The following is a 13,751-nucleotide window of genomic DNA, read 5'->3' as shown; positions in this document are numbered from 1 at the left end:
AAAAAGTCTCGTGTGACTACTGAGGTTCGGCCTGCGGCGTCGCCGTCTCGGTGGCGCGCAGTCGGGCGAGCACGCCGTCCGGCACCTCCTCCTTGGTGATGGCGTAGATGCGGTGGTCGCGCCAGTCGCCGTCGATGTGCAGGAACTTCGGGGCGTAGCCGACCTCGCGGATCTGGAGCTTCTCGACCACCCGCAGCGAGTTGGAGTTCTCCGGGCGGATCGCGACCTCGATGCGGTGCAGACCCGCGACGAAGAAGCAGTGGTCGATCACCATGGCCACCGCCCGCGGCATCAGCCCGCGCCCGGCGAAGTCCTTGTCGAGCCAGTAGCCGACGGACGCGAACTGCGCCGAGCCGCGCACGATGTTGTTGACGGTGACCTGACCCGCGAACTGCCCGTCGACCTCGATCGCGAACGGGAACGTCACGCCCTGACGCGCCTGCCTGGAGAGACGGCGGACCAGCTGCTTGAAGCTCGTCGGCCGCGCCTCGCCGCCGGGGGGCACCGTGGCGTCCCAGGGCACCAGCCACGCGGCGTTCCGCTGCCGGGCCCGGCGCCACGCCTCGTGGTCGCTGGTCGCGAGCGGCCGCAGCGTGAGCTCGCCGTCGACGAGTCGCACCGGCCAGTCAGTGGTCACTGCCCACCACCTGCTCGGCGGCGTGCACCAGCACGTCCTGGAGCACCGCGATGGCGTCCTTCACTCCGCCGCGGGAGCCGGGCAGGTTCACGACCACGCAGCTGCCGACCCGGCCGGCCAGCCCGCGCGAGAGGACGGCGGTGGGCACACCCTTGTCGACCCCGTGGGCGCGGATCGCCTCGGCCAGCCCGGGGATCTCGGCGTCCAGCAGCGGCCTGGTCACCTCCGGCGTCCGGTCGGTCGGCGTGAGGCCGGTGCCGCCGGTGGTGAGGACGACGCGCGCCCCCGAGCCCACGGCCGCGCGGATGGCGTCGGCAACGGGCTCGCCGTCGGGTACGACGGCCGGCGGCCCGGTCTCGAACCCGAGCCCGGCGAGGAACTCGACGAGCAGCGGGCCGGTGGTGTCCTCGTAGACCCCGGCGGCGGCGCGGTTGGAGGCCACGACGACGACGCCGAGCATCGGCTCCGCGGTCATCGCGACCAGTCCCCCGACCGGCCGCCGGACTTCGCCTCGACCCGCACGTCGGTGATCACGGCGGCCTTGTCGACGGCCTTGACCATGTCGACGACCGTGAGCGCGGCGACGGAGACCGCGGTGAGCGCCTCCATCTCCACCCCCGTGCGGTCGGTGGTGCGCACGGTGGCGGTGATGTCGACCGACTCGTCGGAGACGGCGAGGTCGACGGTGACTCCCGAGATGGCGAGCGGGTGGCAGAGCGGGATCAGCGACGGCGTCTGCTTGGCGCCCATGATCCCGGCGAGCCGCGCGACCGCGAGCGCGTCGCCCTTGGGGACGCCCTCGCCCCTGAGCAGCTCGACGACCCGCGCCGACACGAGCACCCGGCCGCTGGCGGTCGCGGAGCGCGCGGTGACGTCCTTGTCGGAGACGTCGACCATGCGGGCGGCCCCGGACTCGTCGACGTGGGTGAGGCGGTCGCCGATGGCCATCTCAGAACTCCCCGTCCAGCACCAGCACCTGGACCCGGTCGCCCTCGGCCAGCTCGGTGGCGTCCTCGGGGACGACGATCAGGCTGTTGGCCTCGGCCAGCGCGCCGATCAGGTGCGAGCCGGGGCCGCCCACGGGGTCGACGTACCGCCCGCCGGCGTCGGTGCCGACCTCGCCGCGCATGAACTGGCGCCGGCCCGCGGGCGACGTCATGGCGCGGGTGAGCCGCGCCTCGACCAGCGGACGCGAGGTCGGTGTCAGGCCCATCAGCGTGCGGATCGCCGGCAGCACGAACACCTCGAAGGAGATGTACGCCGAGACGGAGTTGCCGGGCAGGGTCACGATCGGCACCCCGCGGCCCTCCGGGCCGACCAGCCCGAAGCCCTGGGGCTTGCCGGGCTGCATGGCGACCCCGCCGAACCACACGCCCTCCTCGCGCAGGGCCTCCTTCACGACGTCGAAGTCGCCCTGGGAGACGCCACCCGAGGTGACCACCAGGTCGGCGCCGGCCAGCTCCTGGTGCAGCGTCTTGAGGAAGACCCCGGCCTCGTCGGTGACGATGCCGACGCGGTGGGGCACCGCACCGGCCCGCAGCACCGCGGCGGCGAGCAGGTAGGAGTTGCCGTCGTAGATCGAGTCGTGGCCGAGCTCGTCGCCCGGCTCGCGCAGCTCGGAGCCCGTGGAGAGGATGACGACGCGGGGCCGCGGGCGCGCGAGCACCCTGGCGCGGCCGACCGAGGCGAGCAGCCCGAGGTGTCGCGGGCCGAGCACCGTGCCCTCGGCCACGACGAGGTCACCCGCGGAGAGGTCGTCGCCCTGCGGCCGCACGTGCTGCCCGGCGGCGGGCGCCTGGCTGATCCGGACGACGTCGGCGCCGCGGTCGGTCCACTCGTAGGGGACCACCGCGTCGGCGCCCTCGGGGATCGGCGCGCCGGTCATGATCTTGGCCGCCGCGCCGGCCGGCAGCTCGCGCAGCGTCGCCTGCCCGGCGCCGATCTGGCCGGCCACCGGCAGCGTCACCGGCTGGTCCGCGGTGGCGGACGCGACGTCCGCCCGGCGTACGGCGTAGCCGTCCATCGCGGAGTTGTCGAAGCCCGGCAGCGAGACCGCGGCGACGACGTCCTCGGCGCAGGCCAGGCCGAGCGTGTCGAGCAGCGGCTGGGAGACCGGCGCCATCGGACGCACGCCCCCGAGCACGCGCGCGAGGTGCTCCTCGACGGTGCAGGGCTGGTCCATCACGCTCAGGAGTCTGCAGCAAGAACGGCGTCGTCGGGGATCCGCTCCGCCGAGGTCGTCGACAGCTCGACCTCGCCGACCACCTGGACGTGGGCGCCGAAGGTGAAGTCGCCCGAGACGGTGAGGCTGGTCGCCTTCCTCATCGACGGCGTGCCTGCCGGGAACCGCCGGTCGAACTCGCCGACCACCTTGTAGACCTTGCCGTCGAGGTCGACGTAGGGGATCTCGTCGGAGACCTGGTCGAGCACGAAGTCGGAGCCGATGTCGTAGACGTCGGAGCGGATGACGAGCAGGTCGTTGGTCGTCTTGACCGGCACGAAGCGGTCGCGACCGACCTCGATCAGCCGGGAGTCGGGGAAGACCTCCACGGCCGCGCCCATCGCGGTCTCGACCTGGATGACCGCGGGGCTCGAGGCATCACCCGGGTCGACGGTCTTCTCGTTGCGGATCAGCGGCAGGCCGAGGATGCCGTCGCGGACGTCGAGGGCCTCCTTCATCTTGCGCAGGTCGAACCACAGGTTGTTGGTCGAGCAGAACCTGTGCCGGCCGAGGTCGGCGAGCGACTCGCGGTCCTCCGGGAGGGTCTGCGCGGTCTCGCGCAGGACGATCCGCCCGTCGGACCGGCGGCGCGCGAAGTGGCCGCCCTTCTTGTCCGAGGGGGTGCGCCGGACGGCCTCGATCGCGAACGGCGCGCCGCTGGTCGCGAACCAGCCGGCCACGCGCGCGTCGGGGACGGCGCCGAGGTTGTCGGAGTTGGACACGAACACGCGGTCGTAGCCCGCCTCGATGAGCTGCTCGAGGAGACCGGTGCCGCGCAGCGCGGTGTAGAGGTCGCCGTGGCCGGGCGGGCACCACTCGAGGTCGGGGTCCTTGGGCCAGCTCACCGGCGAGAGGTCCTTGGCCAGGAGCTTGGGCTCCTTGTTCTGCAGGAACTCCAGCGGCAGCCCCTCGACCGGGAGGTCCTCGTAGCGCGCCAGGGCGGCCATCGTGTCCTCGGAGGTGCGGAAGCTGTTCATGAACAGCAGCGGCAGCGGGGCGTCGTACTCCCGGCGGAGGTGGAGCACCTGCCGGGCGATGATGTCGAGGAACGAGAGGCCGCGGCGCACGCAGAGCAGCGACTTGGCGCGGTCCATGCCCATCGAGGTGCCGAGGCCGCCGTTGAGCTTGATGACGGCGGTGGTGCGGATCGCGGCCGCGGCGTCGTCGTCGCCGACCTCGACGTCGGCGAGGGCCTCGATGTCGACCGGCTCGATCATGGACTCGGGGATCATCCCGGTCTCGCCGTGCTCGAGCAGGCGGAAGTAGTGCGCGAACGTCTCGATGGCGACCTCGTCCACCCCGGCGGCGGCCATCTTGTCGCGGGCCTTGTTGAGCCCTGAACTACCCATACCTTGATCGTAGGCTGGCTTCGTGGTCGGGGCGAAGACGGCGATGCGCGACCAGCTGGTGACCACCCGCAACCGGCGCCCGCTGCTCGAACGCTCGGAGGCCGCGGGCGAGATCGCGCGTCACCTCCTCGCCGCTCCGGAGCTCCACCGGGCGGCCACGGTGGCGGCGTACGTCGCGACCGGGCCGGAGCCCGGGACCGCTCCCCTGCTGCACGCGCTCGCGACCGCCGGCACGCGCATCGTGCTGCCGGTGCTGCTGCCCGACCACGACCTCGACTGGGCGGCGTACGCCGGAGACGACGACCTCGTGCCGGCGCGGTTCGGGCTGTTCGAGCCGGGCGGTCCGCGGCTGGGGCCCGAGGCCGTGGCCACCGCCGACGTGGTGCTGCTCCCGGGCCTCGCGGTCTCGGCGCGGGGCGAGCGGCTGGGGCGCGGCGGCGGGTCCTACGACCGGGCCCTGGCGCGGGTGCCGGTGGGGACCTTCACCTGCGTGCTGCTCTACGACGACGAGGTCGGCCTCGACGTCCCGGTGGAGCCCCACGACCGGCCGGTGACGGCCGCCGCCAGCCCGGCGGGAATCACGAGGTTCGTGTCGGCGTTCTGACGGGGTACCATCTGGCAGTCGACCCGGTCGAGTGCTAAACCTCCCGAGGAGCTCCGTTGCCCACTTACCAGTACGCCTGCACCGAGTGCGGGCACGCGTTCGAGCAGGTCCAGAGCTTCAGTGACGACGCCCTGACCGTCTGCCCGCAGTGCCAGGGCAGGCTGCGCAAGGTGTTCAACGCCGTGGGCGTGGTCTTCAAGGGCTCCGGGTTCTACCGCACCGACAGCCGCGGCAAGCAGACCTCGTCCGAGCCCGCCGCCTCGTCGGAGAAGTCGACCTCGTCCAGCGACAGCTCGTCGTCCTCGACGTCGACGTCGAGCGACTCGGGCTCGTCGGGCTCATCGAGCTCGTCCAGCTCGGCCACGAAGTCTCCCCAGCCGACCGCCAGCTGAGTCTTCTCCACAGCCCGCTGTCCGGGGGCTGAGGGCCATAGGCGCGCGCTCGTAGCGTCGCCCGCGTGTCCCTCCTGACCCGACTGCGCTCCGCCGGCCGCCGCGTGCGTCGTGCGGGGCTGCGACGCCGACGGCTGCTCGCCGCCCTCTGCGCCCTGCTCGCGGTGTGGGCCGGCCTCCGGGCGACGGCGGCGCCACCGCCCGACCGGGTGCCGGTGACCGTCGCCGCCCACGACCTCGGCGCGGGGGCGGTGCTCGAGCCCGACGACCTCACCACGGCCCGCTTCGCCCCGGGCACGGTCCCGGCCGGCCACCTCCGTGACCCGGTCGGACGCCGGCTGGCCGGGCCGCTGCGGCGGGGCCAGCCGATCACCGACGCCGCGCTGCTCGGCGCCGCGCTGGTGCGCGACCGTCCAGACCTCGTGGCGCTGCCGGTCCGGCTGCCCGACACGGCCATGGCCGACCTGCTCCGCACCGGCGACGAGGTCGACGTGATCTCCGTCGACCCGCAGGGCGGGCCGGCCTCGACCGTGGCCCGCGCCGCGCTGGTGCTGGCCCTCCCACCCCCGCCCGCCGACGCCGCGGCCGACGGCCTGCCCGGGCGGCTCGTGGTGCTGGGCGTGCGTCCGTCGGAGGTCGCCGGCGTCTCGTCCGCGACGCTGACGAGGTTCCTCACCGTGGCCTGGTCCCATTAGCGTGGCCGGATCCAACCGACTCGGAGGTCATCGTGACCGGCTTCAAGAACTTCATCCTGCGCGGCAACCTGGTCGAGCTCGCCGTGGCGTTCGTGATGGCGGCGGCGTTCGCCGCAGTCGTGACGGCGACCGTCAACATGCTGATGGACCTCGTCGGCAAGATCGGCGGCACGCCCGACTTCTCCAACTACCATCCCGGCGGGGTGAGCGTGGGCGCGTGGATCACCGCGGTGATCACGTTCCTGATCCTGGCCGCGGTCGTCTACTTCGTGATCGTCCTGCCCTACACCGAGGCCAAGGAGCGCTACTTCCCGAGCCCCGAGCCGGGCACGCCCGAGGACATCAAGCTGCTCCAGGAGATCCGCGACCTGCTCGCGGCCCAGCAGGGTGGCGGCGTTCCCCCCGCCGTCCCGCCGACCGTCTGATCTAGCTGCCGTGGTGCGGCGGCACCTGCTCCTTGAGCCAGGTGTCGCTGCGCTCGGCCGCGCTCCCGTCCTGCTCGGCGGGGTCGCGCTCGTCGCTGGTCGTCTCCGGAAGCACGTCGCCGAAGACCTCGGTCAGCCGCCGCTTGCGCTGCCAGTCGGGCTCGGGCGTGCTCATGTGCACAGTCCGGCGAACTCAAGGTCGTCGGCGCTCGCGTCGACGCCGTCGTCGGACTCCTCGGTCTCGTCGGCGGACGGCGACGTCGTGCTCGACGGCGACTCGGTGTCGGCGGACTCGCTGCTGGACGACTCGCTGCTGGACGACTCGGAGCCCGACGGCGAGGAGGTGCCCGACGCCGACTCGCTCGCCGTGCCGCTCGGCACCTGGTTGGCCCCGAGCGAGCCGTCGCGCAGCTTGCCCAGCGGCTTGTCGTGGGCGATCCGGTCCCACAGGACGGCGGCGTCCGAGGTCCACTCGACCCGGCCGGGCTGGGCGGTGCTGTAGACGAACGGCACGGTGATGAACCGGATGCGCTTGAGGCCGATGTCCTGGAACTGCAGGCCGACCTTCGCCATGTCCTTGATGCTGTTGATGTCGGTGGTCAGGCCCTTGGTCGCGGCGTTGAGGAACCGGACCAGCCGGTCGAAGCGGGTCAGGGTGCCGCTGGAGAGCACCTTGGCGACCAGGGCCCCGATGAAGGCCTGCTGGCGCTTGATGCGGCCGATGTCGCTGCCGTCGCCGACGCCGTGGCGCACGCGCACGTAGGCGAGCGCCTCCTTGCCGTCGAGGGTGCGGGTGCCGGCCGGGATGGTGATGCCGTACTCGGAGGAGTCGATGTCCTCGGGCACGCACACCTCGACGCCGTCGACGGCGTCGACCATGCCCTTGAAGCTGCCGAAGTCGACGACGACGTAGTTGTCGACCTTGATGCCGGTGTCCTGCTCGAACTGCTGGATCGTGCAGGCGGGGCCGCCGTAGGTGTAGGCGGCGTTCCACATCGCGTTGCTGCCGCCCGGGATGGTGTCGCCGTCCTCGGTCTTGCAGTCGGGCCGGTCGACCAGCGAGTCGCGCGGGATCGAGACGCCGTACGCCGACTGCCGGTCGGCCGAGAGGTGGAACAGGATCGTGGTGTCGGACCCGCCGCCGGCCTCGCCGTCGATGCCGCAGCCCTCACAGTCGCGCGAGTCGCTGCCCATCACCAGGATGTTGATCGGCTGCTTCGGCGCGTCGATGTGCACCTTCTCCGGCCGGTCGTAGAGCTGGTCGGCCACCTCTTGGTGGTTGATGTTGCCGTCGAGGTGGCGGTAGAGGAACGCCACGGACAGGCCGCTGACCAGGCCCAGGGTGAGCAGCGTCGAGAGCAGCACCTTGGCGACGGTGTGCGATCGGCGGGCGCGCCCGCGACGCTTGCCGGGTTGATAAGGGGACGGCAGCTCGGGCTGGGCAGAGTGCTGCGCAGCGTCGGGCATCGTCACCTTCACATGGGCCGGTGTCTGGTTGACGAGGAGGAGGACCGCTCACATGGGTGCGCGCTCGTCCGCGCCAGATTACGGGTGTGAGGTAAATGATGGCCGTGACCGGCCGGTAACGCCAAACATCCGCGACACCTCGGCGCGAGCCTCCGTGACAAGATGACCGGCGGTCTCACTGCATCGACGACCACCAGCACCACCAGCCCCAGTAGCTCAGCGGATAGAGCAGCCGCCTCCTAAGCGAAAGGTCGCAGGTTCGACTCCTGCCTGGGGCACCGCAAGCTCGACTCCTGCCTGGGGCACCAGAGCGTTCGCTGTGCCGGCGCCCGGCGCGGGGGTTCCGCCGGCAGAAGCCGGCCCCACCAAGGGGTCGAGCTCACCTTGGACCACCGTGAGCGCGGTGAGCTCCTGCCAGCACCTGCGGCTGGCCTGTTCCGCGTGGACCCGGCTTGGCAGCGCGAACCCTTCGTTCATCTCTTCGCGGGTCCCCGCGAGGACCGTGTGCGTGTGCGCCGCGAGGATCTCCAGGAAGCGTAGGTCGACCTCGACACCGCTGCAGGAGCGCAGCTCGCTCGTTCCGGAGGTCTCGAGAGGCCCCTGCCGTAGCTGTGAAGCCTGGTTGCGAACGCCCTCCTGGTCGCCCCATCCGCCCAGCAGTGCGGTGACCGCGCCGATGTCGTCTGTGAGCGTCTGGGTCACCCGCGCTGCCAACGCTCGCACGGCGGGATGGACCGCCTGGTCAGCGGCCACCCTGCTGGCTCCGAGCGCATCGGACAGGGTCTGCACGGCACCCCGGAGGTAGCGGAGGTCGGCTCCGTTGAAGCCATGCCTCGGGGCAAGCGGCGCAATGGTCATGTGGCTGCTCCTGTCCATCCAGACGTGCCCGACGCGACCGACACAGCTCCCGGCGTGGTGAGCCTCGGGTCGGGCGGGTTCGGCGCGAAGGTCAGCAGCTCCTCGAGCTCGTGGACCAGGCGGAACGGCGTGACCGGCTGGGGGCTGCGCACCACCTCGAGGAGCGAGTCGACGGATTGACCCACGGTGAAGCAGCGCGCCGCCGACCCGCGCGCCGCTGGCGAGACGGGGCCTCGCGACAGGGCGTCGATGATGCCCAGGGCCAGTGCCTCTGAGTTGTCGGGCTCCACCAGGTGCAGGGCGCCGCACTGGGTCTCCGGCAGGCCGCCGTCGTCGGACGCCACCACGCGGGCACCCGCGTGCTGGGCCTCGATCGAGACGATCCCGAAGGTCTCGTGCCAGTACTGCCCGTTCGAGGGCATCACCACGACGTCGTGCTCGGCCATGAGCGCGGCCATGCCGTCAGGAGTGGTCCGCGCAGGCACCAGCTCGACGCGCGGATGCGTGCGGAGCATCCGTTCGATGATGCGACCTTGCCGCTTGTCCGATCCGGCGGTCGTCACGGTGAAGACCAGGGACTCGTCGTCCTCGATCAGGTCGTTGTGCAGCATCGAGAGAAGGGTGTAGATCCCCTTCTCCGGGCTCAACCGCCCGGCGTAGAGCACCCGTTGTCGACCCGCGGTCCGCGCCGTCCGCGGCTCGAGGCCGAAGGCGGGCTCGGCGAACGGGTGCACGACGTGCACCGTTGCCACGTCCACGTCGAGGAAGCGGGCCCACAACGCCGCGGCGTACGTGCTCGTCGCGATCAAGATCCGGTCGCGAGTCGCGCTCACGACTGCGGCCCGCTGGAGGGTGCGCAGCGGCGGCGGGACGTGCAGGATCTGGTAGGCCGGACGTCGGGTGGCCAGGTGCGGGGCATGGGTGACGAACACGATCGTGTCGTCCAGCCGGCCGACGTCGTCGAGGTGAGCGAGCGAGTGGAACGGGATGTCGACGAACTCCGAGCGCCCGTCGGCAGAGCCAAGGCCGATCGTCACGACCCGCGCGGCGATCCCGCGCCTGTTCAGCTCGCGGACCTGGCCCACGGTGTAGTTCTCCGAGCCTCCGGTGCCCGCAGGGAGCCGCTCTCCGGGCGACCAGACGAACGAGATCACCGGGTCCTCGCCGCGCAAGGTCGATGACTGGTGCACTGCCGCGAGATGTCGCCGCCGCCTCAGGTCGCTGCTGGCGTCAGGGTCGCACTGCGCCGTGGGTCACGGCACGCGGTCGAACACTTGCAGTCGTGCCTTCATGGTAGCCGAGCCCTCAAGGCCCTCAGCCCGAGAGCGCCCATCTGGGCTCAGATCTCGGTACGCCGCTCGCTCACCGTCTCGGTGCCGTCGGAGTGGGTGGTGGTCGCCACCGAGCGGGTGCCGCGGGCCCGGGCCAGCGTGGCAGCGGTCAGCACGATGATGAGGGCGCCCACGAGCGCCATGATCCAGCCGACCGTGGTCAGGTCGACACCGTTCACCTGGTCGGTGACGGCCAGTGCCAGCACCAGCCCGACCACCAGCAGGAATCCGCCGAAGCCGTAACCCATCACAATCTCCTCAGTCCAGGTCGCAGCCGAACGGGCCGCGATCCGTCTTGAGGGGTAGCCGGTTCGGGCCCGGCGCAAACGGCTCAGCGGGTCTCGAAGGTGATCCCCGCGGCAACGAGGCGGGCCATCAGGTTGTCACCCATCGCCTCGGCGGTGGTCACGCTGCCGGCGGTCTTCGGGTTGTCGTCGAAGGCGAGGCAGAGCGCGGACTCCGCGAGCATCTTCGAGGTCTCGCCGTAGCCCGGGTCGCCGCCCTTCACCCGCGTGTGCACGGTGCGCCCGTCGCCCTCGCCCACGAAGTCGACCGTGAACCACGACTTCGCACGCCGGGCCTCGTCGGGACCGTCCCCCTGCTTGACCCGGCCGAGCAGGAAGTTGCGCAGCGGCGCCACCTGGGCCGACGCCATCACTGCTCCGGCACCGAGGGCGACCCCCGCGGCGTTCCAGGGCTTCTTGGCGCCGGCGTAGTGGGAGTAGGTGAAGCGCGGCCCGTACGCCGGCAGGGCGGCCCCGCTGCGCGCCACGATCGCCGGGTCGATGGTCGGCAGCGGCAGCAGCCACCAGCCGAGCACCTTGTCGCGGTGCGGCTTGCCGGCCACGGCCTTGGACGAGCGGCCCTCGGGGCGGCGCTCGACAGCCCTGCGCGCCTTCGCGGCCGCGCGGGTCTCGCGGGCGCGGGACATGATCTCCATCGCCGAGTGGAAGGTGCCGCCGGACGGCACGCCGCCGGCCCGCACGACTCCACGCACCGCGACCGGCCCCTTCGCGGCCAGCTCCTTGACCGTGTAGTAGGCGCCGAGGTCGTGCGGGATCGAGTCGAAGCCGCAGGAGTGCACGATCCGGGCGCCGCTCTTCACCGCCGTCGCGTGGTGGGCGACGTACATCAGGTCGACGAACAGCGGCTCGCCGGTGAGGTCGACGTAGTCGGTGCCGGCCTCCGCGCACGCGGCGACCAGGGGCTCACCGAAGTGGATGTAGGGCCCGACCGTCGAGATCACGACCTTCGCGCGGCGGACCATCGCGTCGAGCGAGGCGCGGTCGCCGCTGTCGGCCTCGATCAGCTCGAGGTCGGCCAGCGCGGGGTCGATCGTCGCGAGCTTGTCGCGCACCGCCTCGAGCTTGCCGCGGTTGCGGCCGGCCAGCGCCCAGCGCAGCCCCGTGGGCCCGTGGTCGGCGAGGTACTCGGCCGTGAGCGCCCCGGTGAACCCGGTGGCACCGAGCAGGACGATGTCGAGGTCTCGCGAGGACGGCTCCTGGGCGGCGGACGGCATGGTCCGACTCTCCCAGAAGGAACCAGGGGCGCGCCCGGCGCGTCCGATCGGCGGAGCCCGCCGGTCGGGCCGGCTCCTGATCGTCGAAGGACCAGATCATGTCCCTGCCGCCGCTGTTGTCCCGCAGCCTCGTCTCCCTCACCGCGCTCGCCGGCCTCGCTGGCGCGTTCGTGCTCGGCACGTCGTACGGCGGCACCGACCACGCCGGCACCCGCGGCGAGCGAGGGCCGGATACCCGGGTGTCGCCGGCGGCGTTCTCGGGCTCCGACCTGTCGGTGCCGGGCTCCTGCGACGACCTGCTGGACTGGTACGTCGAGCGCGGGCTCGAGCTGGTCGGCCCCTACGGCTGGGCCGGCAACCCCGACGTCGTCTACGACTTCGCACAGAGCTCGGTCGGCGGCGGCGTCCTGGTGCCGCAGGCCGCCGAGGCCGCGCCGTCCTCGCGCGGGCCGCTGGCGCCGTCGCCGGTGCGCTCGACCAACGGCGAGACCGGCACCAACGTGCAGGAGGCCGGCGTCGACGAGCCCGACGTCGTGAAGACCGACGGGCACACGCTCTTCCGGGTCCAGGACGGCGACCTGGTCACCTACGACGTGAGCGGCGCCGAGGTCGAGCGGCTCACCTCGCTCGACCTGCCCCACACCCTCAGCGGCGGTGCGACCGAGATCCTCCTGGCCGGCGACACCGTCGTCGCCCTCTCCCACCGCGACGACGACGGAGCCCGCCGGGCCGAGACCCGGATCGCGACCATCGACGTCTCCGACCCGGCCGACCCCGAGGTCACCCACACGGTGGACTACGACAGCGGCCTGGTCACCGCGCGCCTCCACGACGGCGTGGTCCGTGTCGTGCTCGGTGCCGGCCTGCCCGACCTCGACTTCACCCTCCCCGACCGGACGACGACGGAGTTCGAGGCCACCGAGGCCAACCAGGCGGCCGTGCGAGCCAGCACCATCGGCGACTGGTTGCCGGGCGCCTCGCTCGACGAGGCCGACCGCGAGCCCCTGCTCGCCTGCGAGGACGTCGCCGTCCCCGACGACGGTGCGTCGCTCGGCACCCTCGCCGTGGTCGGCTTCGACGCGTCGGCACCCGAGGCGCCGTCGGTCAGCGGGCTGGCGGCGGACACCGACCTCGCCTACGCCTCGGCCGACCAGCTCTACCTCGCCACGAGCCCGACCTTCGCGTTCGGCTGCTGGGAGTGCCTGCCGCCGGGTCCGGCGCCGGAGTCGGGCGGGTTCCTCCCGGGCTGGCTCACCGGCCGCCGCGGCCCGGCGACCACCTCCGCGGCGTACGACGGCTCCAGCCACCTCTACGCCTTCGACCTCGACGGCATCGACACGACCTTCGCCGCGTCGGGCCAGGTCGACGGCGTGATCCGCGACCGCTGGTCGATGGACGCCGTCGGCAGCGGCACCGACGCCGTCCTCCGCGTCGCGGTCGGTCCCAGCGCCAGCACCGGCGACTTCAACTCCGTCGTCACCTTCCGCCAGGAGGGCAACGACCTCGTCGAGGCGGGCCGCCTCGACGACCTCGGCGTCGGGGAGCAGATCGAGTCGGTGCGGTGGTTCGACACCCTCGCGATCGTCGTCACCTTCCGCCAGGTCGACCCGCTCTACGCCGTCGACCTCACCTCCGACCAGCCGAGGCTGATGGGCTCGCTCAAGATCCCGGGCTACTCGGGCTACCTCCATCCGCTCGGCCGGCACCGCCTCCTCGGCCTCGGGCAGCTGCAGGGCGAGCGCGGCGCGTGGGGCGCCCAGGCGGGGCTGTTCAACGTCACCGACCTGACCCACCCGCGCCAGCTCGACGTCGTCGAGTTCGGCCCGGGCAGCCAGGCGCTGGCCGCGCAGGACCCCCGCCAGCTGACCTGGCTGCCCGACGGCCGCACGGTCCTCACCGTGGTCGCGGAGTACGGCGACCGCGGCAACGTCGGCTACGTCTCGGTGCTCACGCTGGGGGACGGCGAGCTGTCCAACCGGATGGTCGAGGTGGAGCACGGCGACGAGGTCACCGCCGTCCGGCTGGTGCCGCTGGCCGACGGCCGGGTGGTGCTGGTGACCGGCGACGGTGCCGACTTTTTCGACCTCGCAGTCGACCGCGAGGAACGAGCGGACGACGTGGGCGAGGTCGGGTCGAGCGAGCGCAGCGACTGAGGAACGAAGTCGCTGCAGCGGGTCGAGACACGCCGCAGCCCGGGCTGGGGCCGGTGCACCGCTCGTTGCGGCGGTCTCGACAAGCTCGACCAACGGCGAT

15 protein-coding genes, 1 tRNA gene and 1 pseudogene are annotated in these 13,751 nt (G+C 72.3%); 6 read left to right on the top strand and 11 right to left on the bottom strand.

The annotated features are described in order from the left end of the window. Positions 1-16: 16 nt before the first annotated feature. Genes G514_RS0122750 through G514_RS0122730 form a run of 5 tightly spaced genes read right to left on the bottom strand, consistent with a single transcriptional unit; the run spans position 17 to position 4,207 of the window. Positions 17-637 carry a GNAT family N-acetyltransferase gene (locus G514_RS0122750; protein ID WP_028653619.1) on the bottom strand — a complete coding sequence of 207 codons (621 nt, stop codon included), beginning with the start codon at positions 635-637 and terminating at the stop codon, positions 17-19. Next, positions 627-1,112, bottom strand: a complete 486-nt coding sequence (locus G514_RS0122745; RefSeq protein WP_028653618.1) for a MogA/MoaB family molybdenum cofactor biosynthesis protein — start codon at positions 1,110-1,112, stop codon at positions 627-629. The genes G514_RS0122750 and G514_RS0122745 overlap by 11 nt, the downstream gene beginning before the upstream one ends. After that, on the bottom strand, positions 1,109-1,585 hold the full coding sequence (gene moaC / locus G514_RS0122740; protein ID WP_028653617.1) for a cyclic pyranopterin monophosphate synthase MoaC: 477 nt from the start codon (positions 1,583-1,585) through the stop codon (positions 1,109-1,111). Before moaC ends, G514_RS0122745 begins: the two co-directional genes overlap by 4 nt. A 1-nt stretch (position 1,586) precedes the next feature. Beyond that, positions 1,587-2,819, bottom strand: coding sequence for a molybdotransferase-like divisome protein Glp (glp, locus tag G514_RS0122735; protein ID WP_028653616.1), 1,233 nt, complete (start codon positions 2,817-2,819; stop codon positions 1,587-1,589). A 5-nt stretch (positions 2,820-2,824) separates the two neighbouring features. After that, positions 2,825-4,207, bottom strand: coding sequence for a UTP--glucose-1-phosphate uridylyltransferase (locus tag G514_RS0122730; RefSeq protein WP_028653615.1), 1,383 nt, complete (start codon positions 4,205-4,207; stop codon positions 2,825-2,827). A gap of 22 nt (positions 4,208-4,229) precedes the next feature. On the opposite strand from G514_RS0122730, the gene G514_RS0122725 reads away from it, so the two are divergent. The 4 genes from G514_RS0122725 to G514_RS28505 all read left to right on the top strand — a co-directional run bounded on the left by G514_RS0122725 (position 4,230) and on the right by G514_RS28505 (position 6,323). Next, the gene (locus G514_RS0122725; protein WP_245582310.1) at positions 4,230-4,811 is read left to right on the top strand and encodes a 5-formyltetrahydrofolate cyclo-ligase; all 582 of its coding nucleotides are present in this window, start codon (positions 4,230-4,232) and stop codon (positions 4,809-4,811) included. Positions 4,812-4,867: 56 nt separating this feature from the next. After that, positions 4,868-5,203, top strand: a complete 336-nt coding sequence (locus G514_RS30045; protein WP_084152329.1) for an FmdB family zinc ribbon protein — start codon at positions 4,868-4,870, stop codon at positions 5,201-5,203. 65 nt (positions 5,204-5,268) lie between these two features. Beyond that, entirely contained in the window at positions 5,269-5,898 is a 630-nt protein-coding gene (locus tag G514_RS0122715) for an SAF domain-containing protein (protein WP_028653612.1), read from the top strand. Between the two features lie 32 nt (positions 5,899-5,930). After that, the gene (locus tag G514_RS28505; protein ID WP_051248117.1) at positions 5,931-6,323 is read left to right on the top strand and encodes an MscL family protein; all 393 of its coding nucleotides are present in this window, start codon (positions 5,931-5,933) and stop codon (positions 6,321-6,323) included. Position 6,324: 1 nt separating this feature from the next. Here G514_RS28505 and G514_RS30815 read toward each other — a convergent pair whose 3' ends face one another. Together G514_RS30815 and G514_RS28500 are read right to left on the bottom strand one after the other, a co-directional pair. Beyond that, positions 6,325-6,498: a hypothetical protein gene (locus tag G514_RS30815; protein ID WP_169576551.1), complete on the bottom strand. Its 174-nt coding sequence runs from the start codon at positions 6,496-6,498 to the stop codon at positions 6,325-6,327. Then, positions 6,495-7,790, bottom strand: coding sequence for an LCP family protein (locus G514_RS28500; protein ID WP_084152340.1), 1,296 nt, complete (start codon positions 7,788-7,790; stop codon positions 6,495-6,497). The genes G514_RS30815 and G514_RS28500 overlap by 4 nt, the downstream gene beginning before the upstream one ends. Before the next feature lie 205 nt (positions 7,791-7,995). On the opposite strand from G514_RS28500, the gene G514_RS0122695 reads away from it, so the two are divergent. Continuing rightward, positions 7,996-8,068 (top strand) — tRNA-Arg (locus G514_RS0122695). A 199-nt stretch (positions 8,069-8,267) separates the two neighbouring features. Here the strand turns inward: G514_RS0122695 and G514_RS31395 are convergent. The 4 genes and pseudogenes from G514_RS31395 to G514_RS0122680 form a co-directional block, all read right to left on the bottom strand. Next, positions 8,268-8,648, bottom strand: a pseudogene (locus G514_RS31395) (DUF305 domain-containing protein); the annotation flags it as partial. Then, positions 8,645-9,838, bottom strand: coding sequence for a glycosyltransferase family 4 protein (locus G514_RS28490; protein WP_169576549.1), 1,194 nt, complete (start codon positions 9,836-9,838; stop codon positions 8,645-8,647). The pseudogene G514_RS31395 and the gene G514_RS28490, both read right to left, overlap by 4 nt. A gap of 149 nt (positions 9,839-9,987) precedes the next feature. After that, positions 9,988-10,227, bottom strand: coding sequence for a DUF6458 family protein (locus tag G514_RS0122685; RefSeq protein ID WP_028653611.1), 240 nt, complete (start codon positions 10,225-10,227; stop codon positions 9,988-9,990). Between the two features lie 83 nt (positions 10,228-10,310). Then, a complete protein-coding gene (locus G514_RS0122680) occupies positions 10,311-11,498 on the bottom strand; it encodes a saccharopine dehydrogenase family protein (protein WP_036566023.1) in 1,188 nt (395 codons plus the stop codon). Between the two features lie 98 nt (positions 11,499-11,596). On the opposite strand from G514_RS0122680, the gene G514_RS28485 reads away from it, so the two are divergent. Further along, positions 11,597-13,651, top strand: a complete 2,055-nt coding sequence (locus G514_RS28485) for a beta-propeller domain-containing protein (protein WP_036566020.1) — start codon at positions 11,597-11,599, stop codon at positions 13,649-13,651. Positions 13,652-13,751: the final 100 nt, after the last annotated feature.

This window comes from Nocardioides halotolerans DSM 19273 (assembly GCF_000422805.1).
Classification (GTDB): Bacteria; Actinomycetota; Actinomycetes; order Propionibacteriales; family Nocardioidaceae; genus Nocardioides; species Nocardioides halotolerans.
The sequence above is the reverse complement of the archived record's forward strand: the minus strand, read 5'-3'. Positions and strand labels throughout refer to the sequence as shown.

What these genes read in the sequence shown, in the direction of transcription:
- G514_RS0122745 (WP_028653618.1), bottom strand. Translation starts at nt 1,112, where the DNA reads ATGACCGCGGAGCCGATGCTCGGCGTCGTCGTCGTGGCCTCCAACCGC.
- moaC (WP_028653617.1), bottom strand. Translation starts at nt 1,585, where the DNA reads ATGGCCATCGGCGACCGCCTCACCCACGTCGACGAGTCCGGGGCCGCC.
- glp (WP_028653616.1), bottom strand. Translation starts at nt 2,819, where the DNA reads ATGGACCAGCCCTGCACCGTCGAGGAGCACCTCGCGCGCGTGCTCGGG.
- G514_RS0122730 (WP_028653615.1), bottom strand. Translation starts at nt 4,207, where the DNA reads ATGGGTAGTTCAGGGCTCAACAAGGCCCGCGACAAGATGGCCGCCGCC.
- G514_RS30815 (WP_169576551.1), bottom strand. Translation starts at nt 6,498, where the DNA reads ATGAGCACGCCCGAGCCCGACTGGCAGCGCAAGCGGCGGCTGACCGAG.
- G514_RS28500 (WP_084152340.1), bottom strand. Translation starts at nt 7,790, where the DNA reads ATGCCCGACGCTGCGCAGCACTCTGCCCAGCCCGAGCTGCCGTCCCCT.
- G514_RS0122685 (WP_028653611.1), bottom strand. Translation starts at nt 10,227, where the DNA reads ATGGGTTACGGCTTCGGCGGATTCCTGCTGGTGGTCGGGCTGGTGCTG.
- G514_RS0122680 (WP_036566023.1), bottom strand. Translation starts at nt 11,498, where the DNA reads ATGCCGTCCGCCGCCCAGGAGCCGTCCTCGCGAGACCTCGACATCGTC.
- G514_RS28485 (WP_036566020.1), top strand. Translation starts at nt 11,597, where the DNA reads ATGTCCCTGCCGCCGCTGTTGTCCCGCAGCCTCGTCTCCCTCACCGCG.